16 protein-coding genes, 1 pseudogene and 1 riboswitch are annotated in these 17,615 nt (G+C 40.4%); of the genes and pseudogenes, 4 read left to right on the top strand and 13 right to left on the bottom strand.

Features of this window, described 5'->3' with window-relative positions; genetic code table 11:
- Positions 1–7: 7 nt before the first annotated feature.
- From srtD to NDM98_RS18960, 3 genes are all read right to left on the bottom strand, one after another.
- Positions 8–652, bottom strand: a complete 645-nt coding sequence (gene srtD / locus NDM98_RS18950) for a class D sortase, LPxTATN-specific (protein ID WP_251610961.1) — start codon at positions 650–652, stop codon at positions 8–10.
- 80 nt (positions 653–732) lie between these two features.
- Complete coding sequence (locus tag NDM98_RS18955; protein ID WP_251610963.1) at positions 733–2,262, bottom strand: hypothetical protein; 1,530 nt, start codon at positions 2,260–2,262, stop codon at positions 733–735.
- Positions 2,249–2,749: a hypothetical protein gene (locus tag NDM98_RS18960; RefSeq protein WP_251610965.1), complete on the bottom strand. Its 501-nt coding sequence runs from the start codon at positions 2,747–2,749 to the stop codon at positions 2,249–2,251. The genes NDM98_RS18955 and NDM98_RS18960 overlap by 14 nt, the downstream gene beginning before the upstream one ends.
- Positions 2,750–3,092: 343 nt before the next feature.
- Between NDM98_RS18960 and NDM98_RS18965 the strand changes: the two genes are divergently transcribed.
- Positions 3,093–4,259, top strand: a complete 1,167-nt coding sequence (locus tag NDM98_RS18965) for a Gfo/Idh/MocA family protein (RefSeq protein WP_251610967.1) — start codon at positions 3,093–3,095, stop codon at positions 4,257–4,259.
- A gap of 82 nt (positions 4,260–4,341) precedes the next feature.
- Here NDM98_RS18965 and NDM98_RS23635 read toward each other — a convergent pair whose 3' ends face one another.
- Positions 4,342–4,464 (bottom strand): hypothetical protein, encoded by a 123-nt coding sequence (locus NDM98_RS23635; protein WP_285804072.1) that lies wholly within the window; start codon positions 4,462–4,464, stop codon positions 4,342–4,344.
- Between the two features lie 95 nt (positions 4,465–4,559).
- On the opposite strand from NDM98_RS23635, the gene NDM98_RS18970 reads away from it, so the two are divergent.
- Together NDM98_RS18970 and NDM98_RS18975 are read left to right on the top strand one after the other, a co-directional pair.
- Positions 4,560–5,036: a nucleotidyltransferase domain-containing protein gene (locus tag NDM98_RS18970; protein ID WP_251610968.1), complete on the top strand. Its 477-nt coding sequence runs from the start codon at positions 4,560–4,562 to the stop codon at positions 5,034–5,036.
- A 300-nt stretch (positions 5,037–5,336) separates the two neighbouring features.
- Positions 5,337–5,442: riboswitch (SAM riboswitch) on the top strand.
- 89 nt (positions 5,443–5,531) lie between these two features.
- Positions 5,532–6,635 (top strand): 5-methyltetrahydropteroyltriglutamate--homocysteine S-methyltransferase, encoded by a 1,104-nt coding sequence (locus NDM98_RS18975; protein WP_251610970.1) that lies wholly within the window; start codon positions 5,532–5,534, stop codon positions 6,633–6,635.
- A gap of 41 nt (positions 6,636–6,676) precedes the next feature.
- Here NDM98_RS18975 and NDM98_RS18980 read toward each other — a convergent pair whose 3' ends face one another.
- The 8 genes and pseudogenes from NDM98_RS18980 to NDM98_RS19015 all read right to left on the bottom strand — a co-directional run bounded on the left by NDM98_RS18980 (position 6,677) and on the right by NDM98_RS19015 (position 16,145).
- Positions 6,677–8,332 (bottom strand): IS1182 family transposase, encoded by a 1,656-nt coding sequence (locus tag NDM98_RS18980; protein WP_251610972.1) that lies wholly within the window; start codon positions 8,330–8,332, stop codon positions 6,677–6,679.
- A gap of 172 nt (positions 8,333–8,504) precedes the next feature.
- Positions 8,505–8,699 (bottom strand): hypothetical protein, encoded by a 195-nt coding sequence (locus NDM98_RS18985; protein WP_251610974.1) that lies wholly within the window; start codon positions 8,697–8,699, stop codon positions 8,505–8,507.
- An 18-nt stretch (positions 8,700–8,717) separates the two neighbouring features.
- Positions 8,718–11,835 (bottom strand): annotated as a pseudogene (gene ileS / locus NDM98_RS18990) (isoleucine--tRNA ligase).
- Between the two features lie 334 nt (positions 11,836–12,169).
- A complete protein-coding gene (locus NDM98_RS18995) occupies positions 12,170–12,589 on the bottom strand; it encodes a disulfide oxidoreductase (RefSeq protein WP_251610976.1) in 420 nt (139 codons plus the stop codon).
- Between the two features lie 4 nt (positions 12,590–12,593).
- Positions 12,594–12,887: a DsbA family protein gene (locus NDM98_RS19000; RefSeq protein ID WP_251610978.1), complete on the bottom strand. Its 294-nt coding sequence runs from the start codon at positions 12,885–12,887 to the stop codon at positions 12,594–12,596.
- A complete protein-coding gene (locus NDM98_RS19005) occupies positions 12,844–13,260 on the bottom strand; it encodes a thioredoxin domain-containing protein (protein WP_251610980.1) in 417 nt (138 codons plus the stop codon). The genes NDM98_RS19000 and NDM98_RS19005 overlap by 44 nt, the downstream gene beginning before the upstream one ends.
- Before the next feature lie 390 nt (positions 13,261–13,650).
- Entirely contained in the window at positions 13,651–15,774 is a 2,124-nt protein-coding gene (locus NDM98_RS19010) for a heavy metal translocating P-type ATPase (protein ID WP_251610982.1), read from the bottom strand.
- A 2-nt stretch (positions 15,775–15,776) separates the two neighbouring features.
- On the bottom strand, positions 15,777–16,145 hold the full coding sequence (locus tag NDM98_RS19015) for an ArsR/SmtB family transcription factor (RefSeq protein ID WP_308807774.1): 369 nt from the start codon (positions 16,143–16,145) through the stop codon (positions 15,777–15,779).
- Positions 16,146–16,306: 161 nt separating this feature from the next.
- Here NDM98_RS19015 and NDM98_RS19020 point away from each other — a divergent pair, with 161 nt between their 5' ends.
- The gene (locus NDM98_RS19020; RefSeq protein ID WP_251610984.1) at positions 16,307–16,918 is read left to right on the top strand and encodes an FMN-binding negative transcriptional regulator; all 612 of its coding nucleotides are present in this window, start codon (positions 16,307–16,309) and stop codon (positions 16,916–16,918) included.
- Between the two features lie 52 nt (positions 16,919–16,970).
- On the opposite strand, the gene NDM98_RS19025 is transcribed toward NDM98_RS19020, so the two are convergent.
- Positions 16,971–17,582: a DUF1349 domain-containing protein gene (locus tag NDM98_RS19025; RefSeq protein WP_251610987.1), complete on the bottom strand. Its 612-nt coding sequence runs from the start codon at positions 17,580–17,582 to the stop codon at positions 16,971–16,973.
- Positions 17,583–17,615 lie beyond the last annotated feature (33 nt).

Raw genomic sequence — 17,615 nt, forward strand, 5'->3', positions numbered from 1 at the left:
ATCTCGTTCAAATCTCAACAATATCAACTAATTTTGATTGGATAATATATCGATCTGGTGCGCTTCCTACAAAATCAAAAGGGTAACAGGTTGTTAGAGTTAACGTTGCCTCGTCCTTATCAACAATGACTGTCCGATCATCGGCATCTGTAATCCAGATGTCATCGATCTCATACTCATATCTCTGACCTTCGTACTCTAGATAAAGGACATCTCCTAGTTCAACAGCACCTAATTCAGAAAATACGGTATCACGATGTCCACTTAAAACCGTATGTCGCTTCTCATCTGGAGTCGTTGTCCATTGACTAACATACATGCCGACACCTTGCTTTAAGGTTTCGTCATCTGTGCCCCAATAGGTCTTATATGATTTTTCAATCTCAGGAATAACTAGCCGTGACATTTCAGCACCCACATGATAAAGGTCGATCTCATCACTCATGACCGGATCAGTCACAGAATCAGACTCTTCCTCTAGGCTACTTTCCTCATTTTCTACTTCTTGGCGTTCAACTTTAGCGGTCTCTAACGCTTCAATTTCATCTTGGCTGAGGTTTTCAGCTGCCTGAGTGCCACTCACCCACTGGAAACCAAAGTAAATCGTCATTGTTAAACCAACCAGGATTAATGCACTATACACAATTTTCATGCACTCACCTCAACCTTTTTAAATAGTCTCCCTCTCAAAGAATTAGGGAAGGAGACATTTACTAGTATTATAGAGGTTTTCTATGCTTTTCTAAAGCGAGAACTAAATCTGGCAGCAAGTCCTACTAAAAGAGCCGCAAGACCCGTAAGAGCGTACGCTAAATCATTTGTTGCTGTCTTTGGTAGCACTCCACCCTCTTCTTTATCTTTATCTTTAGATTTATCCTTTTTGTACTTGTCTTTCTTATCTTTGTTACCGTCTTTATGGTCTTTCTTAGTTCCGTCTTTCTTATCTCCATCTTTTTTATCTCCGTCATTTTTACCCGGAGGCGTTACCTTATCATTATCTGGATCCTTATCGCCATCATCGGGTTGCGGTTCTGGTTCTGGTTGCGGTTCCGGAACTGGCTCAATATCAGGTAAATCGGTTCCTGAATCAAAGTCAACTTCAATTAAGTTCGCTTGATTATCTAAAGTGCGCAAGTCAAGTTTTCCATCAGTGTAAGCTGTAGCGATAGTATGTACTCCCTCTACACCTTCCAAATCATATGACAAACTGAGGGCTTGAGAATACAAATACTCTTCATCTGTAATTTCATAGCCTAACGAATCAGCCCATTTACTAATCTCCACATGAATACTATTTGTATCTAAGTCAGTAGTCACATATTGATTAAATGATTCAAGATCCTCGATCTCATAAAAAACATAGTCTCCATTTTCGTCAACAAGAGGTACATTAAATGCCCCAAAGAATCCAGCTTCTTTAAATGTATCCGATTCAAGAATATGCCCTAATTCCTTTGGAAGCTGTAAAGTATACGTAAGCTCATCGATCTGCTCGAAATCAAGCCCTACTTGCTCACTTCCCAATTGGCTAATAGTTAGATCACCCCAACCAAGCTGTTCGGAATAAAAAAGATCATATTCGGTCGTAAACTCGATTAGACTGCGGTTAATATAAACAGGTGCCTCAGGTTCTTCTTCTCCATCTCCCGGTTCCCCGGCTTCAGGATCTTCATCTTCATCTCCAGGTTCTTCTGGATCTTCATCTCCGTCTCCCGGTTCTTCTGGATCTTCTTCACCGTCTCCTGGCTCTTCCGGATCTTCTTCACCGTCTCCCGGCTCTTCTGGATCTTCTTCACCGTCTCCTGGCTCTTCTGGATCTTCTTCACCGTCTCCTGGCTCTTCCGGATCTTCTTCACCGTCTCCTGGCTCTTCCGGATCTTCTTCACCGTCTCCTGGCTCTTCTGGATCTTCTTCACCGTCTCCCGGTTCTTCTGGATCTTCATCTCCGTCTCCCGGCTCTTCCGGATCTTCTTCACCGCCTCCTGGTTCTTCTGGGTCAGGATCTTCTGGAAGATCTGGCCATAAAACATCCGGATCAAGAGTTAAAGAATGTTCAACGGCACCTGATAGAGAATTAAGATCTGGAGGTCCAACTGTTAATGTAGATTTAATTACACTTTCTCCTTCATTTCCTTCTACCGGACTTAGGAATCTTGTTACAAAATTAAAAACTTCCCTAGCTGTATCACCTTCATTGATAGAAAAATTGTGTTTTTCTAAGTATTTCGTCAAATTAAATGAGTAAAAGTTATGTTGAATCAAATTCGACTTCCGACACCGTTACTTCTGGCAATGAGACCACATACGATCCGTTCGAATCAACTATAGGCCCGTTTGGCGCCAGATAAAAGAAAGAGTTGGCGAATTCTTCTGTTCCAAATATATTGTTAAAATCACTTGGTAGCTGCACTGTAAATATGAGGTCCTGATCCCCAATTTCATCAAGACTAGTATTTAAAGATCCAGATAAGCTAAGTTGTAATTCAACACGCTCACCTCTGTCATCTTTATATATGGAGACATCACGATTAATCCTAGGATCAATTAAATTTCCACCCTGCGCGTACGCTGTCTGGCTACCAACAATTTGTGTGCCGCTTACATTAAGTGACAAACTAGTAACTGGAACTGATAGTGCGAGAGTTGTTGCAAGAGTTAAGGTGCTTGCGCGTTTCATAAGAGTTCTTCGACTTCGATCTCGATTCTGATTCTTCATCTTCTTCTTGTAATCAAATCTCTGATTTCTCATAGCTCACCTTCCAAATTTTATTATTTTTTGTGTAACCATCCATATCCTAACACAAACAAAATCAACAAAACTACAATTTTCCCAATAAAATGATAAATTTAATATTTATTTATATTTTATAAAATAATGAGTTTAGTTGTTATATATAAGGGTAAACATTCCAGTTAAAAACTATTAGATTATGTCTTCTTTAGGAGATAATTAACTGTCATTGTCATTCTCGGTGTTCCTTTTATACGTAGCAGTCTTCTTGTTCTTCAAATCACTTTTTACATTGACATCGTCATCATTGCACCGTACTCTTCAATTAATGTAAGCGTTTTATAAAAGGAGGGCGTTATCGATGATTCATGTTGCCATTGTTGGGATTGGTGCGATTAGTCCTGCACATATCGAGGCATATAAACGGTTTGCTGATCTTTGTGAAGTAACCGTTCTTTGCGACTTAGACTTGAAAAAGGCTAAAGAGAAAGCCCAGGATTACGGATTAAAAAGAGTGCCTGTTTTTAAAGATATTGATGAAATATGTGCAGATCCAGAAATTGATCTCGTCTCCATTTGCACGCCCCCTTCCACTCACGCTTCTATCGCCGTACGACTTTTAAAGGCAGGTAAACATGTTCTGATTGAAAAACCAATGGCTGCCTCCTTAGAAGAATGTGATCTTATTAATCAAACAGCCAAAGAGCAGAATCGAATTGTTTCCGTTATTGCGCAAAATCGCTTTTTCACACCAATGATGAAGGTTAAACAAATTCTTGATCAACAGCTTATTGGGAAAGTTCTTCATAGCCAAGTAGACTCCTTCTGGTGGAGGGGCAACTGTTATTATGATCTTTGGTGGCGAGGAACTTGGGAAAAAGAAGGCGGTGGCTGCACATTAAATCATGCCGTGCATCATATCGATATCCTTCAATGGATGAACGGTATGCCTACTGAAGTGACAGCTATTATGAGTAATACAGCTCATGACAATGCGGAAGTGGAGGATCTTTCTGTTGCGATTCTAAAATATAAAGATGGATCCATTGCTCAAATAACAAGCTCCGTTGTTCATCATGGCGAGGAGCAACAGATAATTTTCCAAGGAGAAAAAGCGCGAATTTCTGTACCATGGCGTATTCACGCCTCCACTTCTTCAGCTAATGGTTTTCCGAATAAAGATTCAGATACAGAACAGACCATCAATGATCTCTATGAAAACCTGCCCTCCGTCGTTCATGAGGCACACTTAGGTCAAATCCATGATGTGCTTTTGGCTATTCAAGGCGGCACTCCGGTGCTAGTTGATGGTCAGCAAGGCAGACAAACACTCGAACTCATAACAGCAATCTATAAATCTGCAAGCGAAAAGAAAACCGTTACCCTTCCCTTGAAAGCTGATGATAGCTTTTATACAAAAGAAAGCATTTTGAAAAATACGATCTATTTTCACGAGAAGACTGTGTCAGTGGATGGATTTGATACAGAAGATATTACAACTGGTGGAAAGTATGATCAAACAACATAGAAAAGAAGTGGACATCAGCATCTTGATGTCCACTTCTTTTCATTTTTTACTTAACAGCTTGCAAGACGATTAAGGTTGTTTACTAGTCACCATCTTCTTTTTTGATATAGTCATAACTAAGCAGAAGTACGGCTTGTATGAGTTCAGCCCCATAGTAAGGGGGTGCTGCATCTTGAACTTGATAGAGAAGCTCCTTTAAGTCCACTAAACTAAACTCTCGCTACAATTCACGCTAACCAAAAGTCAATCGTTTCTGTTACTATATACAAAAAGAGGAAATAGTTGAAAGGAGACATCCACATGAAAAAAACAGCCCTTCTTACTGCAAAATCCTTCCTCACTCAACACTTCCCGGATTGTGATTTTGCCATCCTTGCCGGCAGTGCCTCGCGTGGTGAAGAAACACCAACTTCCGATCTAGACATCGTTATTTTTGATGACAAGCTGGATCACTATAGAGAGAGCTTTCTTTATGACGAATGGAGAATTGAAGCATTTATTCATCAATCAAACTCGTATATCAAAGAGTTTGAACGTGAAAAAGAGATAGGTAGGCCTATTTTAGGGAATATGTTGATAGAAGGTCTTCTACTCAAAGACCACGCATCCTACAAATTAATAGTCGAAAGCGCAGTAAAACATGTCCAGAGTGGCCCCACTCCCTTAACCATGAATTATATCAATGCATCAAGATACTTTATCGGGGATCTATTAGATGATTTCATTGACTCCAAGCACAATGATGAAGCTATTATCACTTTAAACAGCTCTCTTTAGAGCTACCTGATTTTATCTTAAGACTAAACAATCAATGGTCAGGTAGAGGAAAGGGATTAACAAGGGCACTACATAATTTTGATTACAAGCTGGCAAATACATTTTTTATAAGTCTTCGTGAATATTATCAACACCAAAACAAAGATAAGTTTGTTCGCTTTGTGACTGATATTTATAAGCCACTTGGTGGATTTTTGTTTGAAGGATTTTCTTCAGGCAAGAAATGAAAGACAAAATATGTTATTGACATTCTCTATTAAAAAACCTTATAGTAATCCTATTAATTAAATAATTTAATTTTTCTTATCCAGAGAGGTGGAGGGACTGGCCCTTTGAAACCTCGGCAACAGACTTTTTTTTAAGAACTGTGCCAATTCCTGTAGTTGTAATACTACAAAGATAAGAAGAGCAGGTTATCGTGTAGATTATCAACCCCTCTTCTTTTGGAAGAGGGGTTTTTTGATAGGAAAACTGAAAAAAAGAGGAGAGAACATCATGACAATCGCAAAAGGAAAAGCACCATTTAGAGCAGACCACGTAGGAAGTCTATTACGCCCAGAAAGCATTCATAAGGCGAGAAAAGACTTTAAAGAGGGAACGATTACAGCAAGTGAGTTGTATGACATTGAAACAACTGAAATAACAAGAGTTGTTGATAAGCAAATTGAGGTTGGTTTGTTGGCTGTCACAGATGGAGAATTCCGCCGCAGGTTCTGGCATACTGATTTCCTTGAACATCTAACTGGTGTGGAGGGTTATGTTCCAGAGCATGGCTTCAAGTTTAAAGGTGAGGATACAGAGGCGTATGATGTACGTGTAACTGGGAAGATCTCATTTAATCAAGATCATCCGCAAATAAACGAATTTATTCAGTTCAAAGAGATCGTTGGAGATCGAGCAGTTGCTAAACAAACCATTCCAAGCCCTAATCAATTGTTTAATGCAGGCATCCGTAATCTTGAGATCTATCCTGACATTGAGGACTTCGCTAAAGATGTCATTCAAACTTACCGCGATACCATTCAAGCATTTTATGACGCAGGCTGCCGATACCTTCAACTAGACGATGTGTATATTGCAGGTTTAAATGCACCTAATATTCCATTTAACGATAGTGGGCATTCACGTGAAGAACTAATTGAATTAGCTTTACGCGTCATTAATGGCGTATTAGAAGACAAACCAGAAGACTTAGTTGTCACTACCCACCTTTGCCGTGGAAACTATCGTTCAAAATGGGCATTTGAAGGAAGCTACGCAAAAATAGCACCTACTTTATTCGCGAAAGAAAAAGTAGATGGTTTTTTCTTAGAATACGATGATGATCGTTCAGGCGATTTTGAACCATTAGAGCACATTCCAAATGGAGGACCTCAGGTTGTACTTGGCTTATTCACGTCAAAGCATGGTGAACTTGAAGACAAAGAAACCATTAAAGCCCGTTTCGAGGAAGCAACACAATACGTTCCTGCTGAGCAGCTATGCTTGAGCCCGCAATGTGGCTTTGCCTCAACACACCATGGAAATATTCTAACCGAAGAAGAGCAGTGGGAAAAATTGAAGTATATTGTTGATCTTTCTAAGGAGCTTTGGGGATAACGGTCAGCAGTTAAATAAAAGAGGTTGGGACATAACTAGTCTCAGATACAAAAAAAGATCTCCATCACCATTTTCTTGGTGAAGGAGATCTTTTTTGATACTCGATTCTTAAAATATCTTGAAAACCTAACGGCTCTAGCGGTGAACTTCCTTATGTTCACCGCCATGAACGCGAATCCTAATTCATTTTTCACTTTCTCTTTACTTCGTACAGAGACTCGAGTGAAACGCAAATTAGCCTTCAGAAATCCGAAGACTGGTTCCACATCGATTTTGCGTTTGCCATAGATTTCACCTGTTTCTTTTTCGGCAAGCAGCTGTCTCGTATAGGCTTTTTGTTCTTCCCAACGTTCGTTGTAATAGATCCTTCTCTGATTTCCTTCTTTTGCTTTTGTACATTGAGCTCGGAAGGGACAAGACGAACAATCCTCACATTCATACACACGGTACTTTCGCATAAAACCCGCTTTATCACGCTTTTCGGAATGATAGTGAAAAGCTAGTTTCCGATTATTTGGACAAGTGAACGCATCCTCTTCGGCATCATATGGCCAGTTAGACATTTGGAAGGGGTCTTGTTTATAGTTCTTTTTCTTCTCTTTTCGGTATTGATTATACGTGATCAAAGGAATACGTTTCCGATGGCTGACGACATCGTCGTAATTTCGCTCACTGCCATACCCGGCATCTCCGACAATATATTTGGGTAACGCAAAGAAATCCTGTTCGATCTTATCTAAAAAAGGAATAAAGGTTCGCGTATCTGTAGGATTTGGGAACACATCATAAGCCAAGGCATACTGACCTTCGGTCGCCAACTGCACATTGTACCCAGGTTTAAGCTGTCCATTTTTCATATAATCGTCTTTCATGCGCATAAATGTGGCATCGGGATCTGTCTTCGAATAGCTCTTACGATCTCCGAAGATTTCCATATCCCTCTTATATTTTTGGTTGCGTGTAATGAAGTCGTTATACTGCTTACGGTACTGTTTCGGTGCTTTACGTGCTGAGCGTAGCTGCTTTCGTTCGGCCACATCTTCACTTGCCTCAATACGGCGATCGTATCCCTGCACGGTGTCGTCAAGTTTCTCTGCTACCTGTGCTAACTCCTCGTCCGTGAGGGCTTCTGGGTTTTCTCTTTCAATGGCAGGGATAATCTCCTGTTCGACAAGTTCTTCGTACATCCGATTCGACTTTTCCATCAACTGAGCACTATATTTTTCTGTAGACTTCCGCCACACGAAGGTAAACTTATTGGCATTCGCTTCGATTTTAGTCCCATCAATAAAGATCGCTTCTTCTTCGATGACCTTTTCCTGGACCAACTGACAGCGGAATTGGACAAAACACTGGCGCAAAAGGTCTTGAACATCGGGGTTCACTCGGAAGCGATTGATGGTGCGATAGCTAGGTTGATACTCTTGGGCTAACCACATCATACGAATACTGTCTTGAAGAAGGGCTGCAATCTTACGACCTGAAAAGACCGATTGAGTGTAGGCGCACAAAATAATTTTCATCATCATACGAGGATGATAAGCAGGATGTCCCGTTTTCCGGAGGAAAGCGTCGAAGGCTTCGTCTGGGATACTTTCAACTAGAGTGTTCACGGTGAAAGCAATATCATTTTTCGGTAATTTTCTTTCTAAATCAAGCGGTAAAATGACATCATGCATGGTATACTGTTTAAACATAAGGATCCCCCTTTGGGTTTTGTGTGGTAACTTAATTCTATCAGAGGGGTCCTTATTTTGCTTCTAAAAACCAATGATTTATCTATAAAAAGTAGACAGGCATCTTCGGAAAATCCGAAGATGCCTGTCTATTTCATTTAGTCACTTTACTGGGTTTTGTCCAGCCTCTTTTTCATTTATAATCTTTTGAGTTAGTAAATAAAGTTAATAGTACGGCAACAACCGTAGTGAAGACTAATACTTCAGCTAATAAATCTTGCCAATCCAAAACAGAATAACCTATTAAATTCTTTATTGCTCTATAACTACCATATAAGATGAACACTAAGAGAAATGTTCTGACAAGATATCGGATGGCAGGTTTCAAACATTATCCTCTCCCACCTCACTCAATACTCATATGAAGATTGTACCCTTCAACCTCGATGGATTTCATGTCAGGGCGACTTTCAAATTGTAGGGACCGTAAGATCAAATTCCGCTGTATTAATGAATCGAATTTGATTAATATCTCCTGAAATGCTGGATCAACTTTCATATATAAGTTAACCCTTAAATCCACTGGTAGATCTAATTCTTTTCTATAGGTCTGCACAGTCCGAATCACTTCTCTGACAAGACCTTCTTCTTTTAACTCAGTAGTGACTCGTGTATCAAGCATCGTTAAAAACGTTTGCCCCTCGGATAGTTCAAAGCCTTTGGCTTGCTTTTTCTCCATTAAGAAGTCTTCTTTTGTTAGGCGTACCTCTTCTCCCGACTGAAGTGTCACTTGTAGTTCATTTTCCTCTAACAGTTTAATTTTTTGGGTCTCATCTAAAGCTGAGACGATTGTTTTGACTTCTCCTACTGCTTTTCCTAATTTAGGTCCAGCTACTGAGAAGTTTAATTTAAGTTCAATTTCTAGTGAGTCCTCTGAATCCCTCTCAAGCTGAATCTCTTTTACATTTGTCTCCTCTTTGATGATAGAGACATAGGTCTGTAAATACGAAATATCCGTTGCTTCCAAAGGTGAAATAACTAACCTTGCTAAGGGTTGCTTCGTTTTAATACTTGTTGCATTACGGATGGCTCGTGTTTGCTCTACAATTTGTACAACGGCATCCATATCCCGTTCTAAGGACAAATCAATTAGTGATTCGTCAGCTTGAGGATAGTCTGATAGATGTACACTTTCATTTGTTAAAGTAAGGTAGATATCTTCAGAGATAAACGGTGCGAATGGTGCCATAAGCTGTGATACCTTCTTTAACACTTCAAGTAATGTGTGAAAGGCTGCCTTCTTATCATCAGTCATTCCGCTGCTCCAGAAACGCTGTCTAGAGCGTCTTACATACCAATTACTAAGCTCATCTAGGAATACAGCAATTGTTCTCGCACCTTTAGTCATGTCATATGCGTCTAAGCTTTGTGTCACTTCTTTTATCACTGAATTCAGCCTAGATAAAATCCATGTATCAAGAGTCGTTTTGGCGCCTCCAACATGTTTACTTGGATCAAATTGATCGATACTTGCGTACATCGAATAAAAGGAATGAATATTTCCTAGTGTATCCATTACCTTTGATTTCGCATGACTCACTGTTTTCTTTGAAAAACGCTTATTGTTCCAAGGTGCACTATCAGCTACTAGAGCCCATCTAAGAGAATCGGCACCAAATTCATTAATGAGCTCAACTGGATTCAAAGCATTGCCTTTACTCTTAGACATCTTCTGGCCATTTTCGTCTAGGATATGTCCTAATGATAGTACACGTTTGTATGGTGCCTCGCCTGTAAATAAAGTCGATACAGCTAATAAGCTATAAAACCAACCTCTTGTCTGATCTACTCCCTCAATGACAACATCAGCAGGGAATTGTCTTTCGAACATCTCTTCATTTTCAAAAGGGTGATGATACTGTGCAAATGGCATAGATCCACTGTCGAACCATACATCAATGACCTCACTCGTACGATCCATGGTGCCACCACAAGAACAAGTAAGATGGATATGATCCACGTATGGCTTATGAAGTTCAATGTTATCCTGAAGATTTTCAACAGATAAATCTCTTAATTCTTCAATTGAACGAGGCGCCTTTTCTGCTTCACACTCTCGGCAAATCCAAACATTTAGCGGGGTACCCCAGTATCGATTACGTCCAATATTCCAATCGACCATGCCTTCCAAAAAGTTGCCGAACCTTCCCTCTTTCATATGAGAAGGGAACCATTCCACCTGTTGATTGTTAGCCTGCATCTTTTCTTTGACCGCTGTTGTTCGAATGAACCAACCTTCCATAGCATAATACAGAAGTGGGCTATCACATCTCCAGCAATGAGGGTAGCTATGCTCATATTTTTGCTTATCAAATAAGAGATTCTGCTTCGACAGCATCTTCACAATCTCAACATCACATTCCTTCACAAATCTACCCGCTAGTGGTGTAACTTCTTCTTTATAACGCCCTTTCGAATCAACCACATTCACATAATCTAATTGAGATTCGTTAATTAATGCATAGTCATCCTCTCCATGTGCTGGATTGATATGCACAAGGCCTGTTCCACTTGTATCTGTAACAAAATCAGCCCCTAGCACCTCATGACCTTTCGTTAAAGAGACATATTGGAACGGCGCTTCATATTTTAGACCTACAAGATCATGTCCTTTTACCGTACCTAATATGTCATATTCACCTTTCATCACAGTTGAAACAAGTGATTCTGCTAAAATATATACTTCATTATTTTGATTCACCCGTACATAACTTAATTCCGGGTTTACAGCAATCGCTACATTACCAGGAAGAGTCCAAGGAGTTGTAGTCCAACCTAATAAAAATTCATTCTCTTTTCCTTTTACACGGAATTTAGCAGTAGCTGAAAGATCTGTGACGTCCTTATATCCTTGAGCCACTTCATGAGAACTAAGTGACGTCTCACAATGTGGACAGTAAGGCACGACCCGATGCCCTTTATATAAATAGCCTTTATCATGAATGCTCGAAAGAATGTTCCAAACCGATTCAATATAATCATTCTTGAGTGTCACATATGGTTGATCCATGTCGACCCAGTAACCTAATGCATTCGTAAATTGCTTCCACTCTTTTTCGTAAGTGAATACACTCTCTTTACATTTTTGAATGAAATTCTCGATCCCATACTCTTCAATTTGATCTTTACCTCTGATATTTAACTGCTTTTCTACCTCTAACTCTACAGGCAAACCGTGCGTATCCCACCCTGCTTTTCTAAATACTTGATAGCCCGCCATGGTTTTGTATCTGGCCACAAAATCTTTCATTGTTCTACCTAATGCATGCCCAAGCATGTGGCATCCCATTCGCTGTAGGTGGTCCTTCATAGAAAACAAAGGTTTCTTTTCCTTCTCGATTATTAATAGATTGTTGGAACGTATTTTCTTGATTCCAATAATCGAGAATTCTTGCTTCTCTTTCCGCTGCTGTTTCTTTCAATCGACTCACCTCTTCTTTAAGAATAAAAAAACTCGACCCCATAGACGCAGGATCGAGTTCATATATATAAGCATATAAGCCCTTATAAACAAAATAAAAAAACCTAGTAGTGGTTTTATGTTTGTTCATTCACTACGTACTATCATACGCGTCCTGGGTATCGGCAGAAAACCGTCAAAGCTTAAATGCAGTTCAGCTTTGCTTCTCGGAGAGGATTTTCGTTACGCTCTTACCGTTGACTTGCACCAGTTCGCCAACTCTCTGTAGATAAGATAACCATAACTACTCTTTCTCGTCATAGAATTCAATATGAATTTACAGTTAATAGTAATGGACGCTACCCCTTAAGTCAAGTTTAGTGAGAAGGAGAGGTTGGTTACTCTCCTTTTCTTGCCAAAATAAGAAATACAGAAATTAAACAAAACGCCACCAAGGCCAAAAACGGAATCGTCACAAAACCAAACCAATTGATATACTGCATGTTACAGGGCACACCCTCTGAACAGGGTGAAGCTGTGACTAGTGATGGTAGCTTCTGCAATGAATAATGGTAGAGCGAGGTCACTGCTCCGATTATAGAAAGAGGCAACACGTATTTTTTTATCCGACTATCATTATGATAAGCAGCTATTCCGAGAATAAGCGCGAGCGGATACATAAGAATTCGTTGATACCAACACATCTCACATGGAACAAAGCCTTTCACTTCACTAAAATACAAGCTACCAAGTGTTGCGATCATGGCTGTAATCCAAGCAAAATATAGAAAGTAATTCGTAGGTTCTCTGGATGTCATTCCGCTACCTCTCTTCTAGCTTTTGTTCAATGGCTCTTTTGATTTGTTCATAATCAAATGGATCATCTAATTTAATATTATCCACCATAATGGACGGAGTTTGACTTACATTATATGTATCTACCAATGCCATATCTTGTTGCACTTGATTCAGGTAGGTTTGATTGATCATATCTGTTGCGAGTACATCTAAGTTTATATCAGCGTCGATGGAATGCGCCACGTCAATTAAAGTTTCAGGTGTAACCCAAGGCTCATCGTGATTTTGTGTGGCTTGGTTGTTCTCTATAAACCCCACTATGGAATTCCCAAAAAGACTCTGGATGATTCGCCCAAACCGATTCACTCGCTAATGCAGCAAGACCTGATTCCTGCCCATGAAAAAGCGTATTAATATAGACTAGTTTCACCTGTCCCGTTTGAATAAACTCTTCATCTAGCATTGGCAATATGTCTTCATCCCAGGCCTTACAAGAAGGGCATTTATAATCACCAAATTCCGTTATCGTTACTGGTGCTCCCGTTTCTCCCTTGACCGGCTGCCCCTCCGTATCTGGCGTATCATTAAATTCAATACCATTTACTTCAGGCGTAGATAAAGATTGGACAATTAAAAATCCTCCAACAGCCAATACAAAAACGGCTACTGATATCAAAACAAGACGTTTCATCTAGATATCCTCCTCCACTGTTATCGCTTAAATTCAGTATATCAAGGATCGATGACTAGTTTAATGAATCTGAGGTCGGATTCATGACAATTGCTTCTGAGTTTGAGGTGCATGTTGCACTGTATCTTGGTATTTGGGTAAGTCTCTTAATAAAAAAGGGTAATCGGCTTAGAGAATAGTATGGTTTCTTGATAATTTCTCATTACTCTTGATGTATCGCTTGATTCTCTTGGCATTGGCTCCTTGATCTTAGTGGGATACCAAACGGTCTTGTCAATTTGTACAATTCTCTTGTTAATCCCTTTTTACTCTTGGTAAAACCGAATCGAGCTTAGCATTCCATGCCTAAAAATAAAAAAAGCGCCGAATCTCTCCGACGCTCCTTCTCTTCTATTCCTTCACCCTAAGCAAACGCAGCCCATTTGCTGTTACCAAAAGGGTTGCTCCAACATCCGCTAAAATGGCAATCCAAAGTGTTAACCAGCCTGGCACCACAAGCATCAGAGCAAGTAGTTTAATTCCTAGTGAAAAGGTAATGTTCTGCTTGATAATCGTTAGCGCACGTCGGCTAAGTTTCACCGTGTAAGGTAGTTTTTGAAGATCGTCTCCCATCAGTGCGATATCTGCTGTCTCCAAAGCTGTATCCGTTCCAGCTCCTCCCATGGCAATACCAACAGTCGATGCGGCAAGTGCAGGAGCATCATTTACTCCATCACCTATCATGGCGACTTTCCCGTGCTTTTTCTTGAATTCTTTCATATAGCTTAATTTATCCTCAGGCATTAATTCAGCTTTTACGTCTGTGAGACCAATTTGCCCGGCAATGGCTTGAGCCGTTCCTTTGTTGTCACCAGTAAGCATAATCGTAGTACGAATGCCTATTTCATGAAGAGCGGAGATCACACTTCTACTTGAGTCCCGGACCTCATCCGCCACTGCAATCAGAGCTAAAATGGTTTGACCCGTACCAACCACCATGACAGTTTTACCTTGGTCCTGTAACTGCTTAATGACTTCCGACTGCTCTTTAATCTTGTCTTCAAACAGCTTTGGGCTTCCAATAAAATAGGTTTCACCGTCAATTACTCCGGTCACACCTTTACCAGTGATCGATGAAAAATTCTCTACATTAACGTTCTTATAAAGCACATGCTCTTCCTCTGCTTTTTTTACAATAGCTGAAGCGAGCGGATGCTGAGATCTTGATTCAAGTGCAGCAACAATTTTAAGTAGGTCATTTTTATCGATATCTGCCACGATCGATAAATCAGTGACAGCCGGTACTCCCTTTGTCAGCGTCCCCGTTTTATCAAATGCAATGGCTTTTAATGAACCTGCTTCCTCTAGATACACGCCACCTTTGATGAGTACACCATGCTTAGCCGCGTTGCCAATGGCTGTAACAATGGCAACAGGGGTAGAAATAACAAGTGCACAAGGGCATCCAACTACTAGCACAGCTAAGCCTTGATAAATCCACGTCTGCCAATCTCCGGCCATAAATAATGGTGGAAGAATTGCAACCAATGCGGCGACAAGAATGATAGCTGGTGTATAGTACTTAGCAAATCGATCCACAAAAGCTTGTGAAGGAGCTCTCTCTGCCTGAGCATCCTCAACTAATTGAATCACTTTAGAGATGGTCGTGTCCTCTACATGCTTTGTTACACGGACCTCGAGCAGACCTTCTTCATTTAGGGTTCCTGCAAACACATCGTCATTCTGATGCTTCTCCACCGGAATGGACTCACCGGTAATCGCAGCTTGATTTACAGAGGAATGTCCAGCAACAACCACTCCATCCATAGCAAGCTTTTGTCCAGGCTTCACAATCATGACATCACCAATGGCGATCTCCTCAACTCTAACTGTCATCTCTTGACCATTACGTTTAATAAGCGCTTCTTTTGGAGCAATATCCATCAGAGAGCGAATCGATTGTCTTGCCCGGTCCATTGAAAAACGCTCAAGTGCCTCACTAATTGCAAACAAAATGACAACAATAGCCCCTTCTGTCCATTCACCAATAATCGCTGCCCCAATAACCGCAATCGTCATTAGAGTTCTCATATCAAACTGAAGGCGACTGAGGTTGATTAATCCTTGCTTAAATAATGAGTAGCCCCCAACAACCATAGACGTTGCAAATGCTAAGACAGTTACGAGGTTATCTCCACCATTTACTCCTTGAGAAATCAATCCGAATATAAGGAAAAGAAGGGATCCAATGATCGTCATGTGTTTTTGAATAAACGTTTGTTTAATTCCTGCTTCTTCTGTTTGTGGCGCTGAACGATCCTGCTCCGGTCGAACTTTCAGCTTTTCAAATGCTCCGGCTTTTTCTAATGCTTCAACAGTTGTTGAACCTTCGACCGTAATTTTTGAGGCACCAAAGTTTACCTTCGCATCGCTGACACCATCTAGCTTCTTTACATTTTTCTCAAATGTTCCGGCACACCCTGCACAAGAAAACCCTTCTACACGATATACCTTTGACTCTGCGTGCTCGCTCATGTCTAAACCTCCTGGCCGTGCTCAACCGCCATCATAACTAGTTGTCGAACATGTTCATCATCCAATGAGTAGAACACAAGCTTGCCCTCTTTACGACTTTTCGCAATGCGCAAGTTACGTAGATGTCTCAGATGGTGGGACGTACTCGCTGTTGTCATACCAATAATATTTGCCACATCACATACACACAGCTCCCCCTCTTGCAGAAGTGCATAAGCAATTTTCAAACGTGTCTCATCAGATAACGCTTTAAAAACATCAGCAACAGGAACAAAATCTACTTTCTGAACAAGTTCCGTTACTCGCTTTACCTTCTGTTCATCATAGCTAAAGATCTCACATGTATCTTGATTTTCCTTTATCGTTTTCACAGGTGCGACACCTCATTCAAATGTTTGTTTGATTATTAGTTTATGCGAGTTCACACAATGAGTCAATACAATATTCAAACGAATGTTTGATTGATATATTAATTCTTTTCTTCCTACCTACCGCACTCTATAATAGCTTAAAAGAATAGGAGCGTGTCGGTATGTATATCCCAAAACAATTTCAACTAGATGATAAAGAAACCATTTATCAAATAATGAAAGAGAACGGTTTTGCTACAATCATTTCAGACCAGCTGAAAGATCTTTCAGCTACACACTTGCCCCTTATGTTAGATGATCAGAAGAATTACTTGTATGGGCACTTTGCAAAAGCGAATCCCCAATGGAAAGACCTTGATAATCAACGAGTATTAGCTATTTTCCAAGGGCCACATAGCTATATCTCGCCCTCCTGGTACGAGACAAATCAAGCTGTACCCACCTGGAATTATGTAGCTGTACATGTGTATGGAGAAATTGAATTAGTCGGAGATCAAGAACTTGCTCATTCATTAAGTGAATTGGTCTCTAAATATGAAAAACCAGACAGCACTTATCAATTAACTGATGTTGGTGCTGAATATATTGCTGGGTTATCAAAAGGTGTGGTAGGATTCCGCATCAAAATAGAATCTATAGAGGCTAATGCAAAATTGAGCCAGAACCACTCAAATGAAAGAATTAAGCGGGTCATTGAGGAATTGGAGAAATTGCAATCGGATAATGAGCGCCAGATCGCTACTTATATGAGAACGTATAATCAGATCCGTTAGAGACGCACAAAAAAAGATGGAGTAGTAAAATTCTACACCCATCTTTTTTGTTTCATTTTGGAATTTCCGCATGTAGATCGTCTTCTTTTTCACAAGAGGCCCATTTGACAAAGGTTGTCGTAAAACAAGCTCTCTCTGGAGAACAGATGAATGGTCCGGCTTGAAGTGTCTGGTTATCTTGTTTCGGAAATTCCGATACTCGAATCGTCTGCCAAGCTCCTTCATCTGCTTTTGCCCGAACAATGATCGCTCCTTCAAAATAAGAGGCACGAATGGTAATCTGACGCCCTGCCCAATCTGGAACAGGGAACAGCGACCAATCCGAATGACCCTTAGTCACAACGGCCCCTATATGCGGAACACCATCATTCATCTCAACCCCAGCTTTAATCCAGTTCTGGTTATCCAGATACATCATTAAACCAGCCTGATCATACTTTTCCACAAAGCTATCCGTCAAAAAGCCAACCTCAATAGCCCTATCTAATGGCCACACATCGAGTAAGGCGTGACCACTGCTCCGTTCAAAACCATAATAGGTTTTTTGCCAGTAATCGCTTTGTGCTTGTGCTTCTACCGTTAAAGATCCATCCTGTTCTTTTATCGATGATGGATGATTTGTCCATGTACCTTGCTGCCAAGGAATTGTTCTATTGTCCTCCAAGATTCCTTCCCCCTCTACCTTAGTGCCTTTCGA

Source organism: Alkalicoccobacillus plakortidis (genome assembly GCF_023703085.1).
In the GTDB taxonomy this organism is placed as follows: Bacteria; Bacillota; Bacilli; order Bacillales; family Bacillaceae_D; genus Alkalicoccobacillus; species Alkalicoccobacillus plakortidis.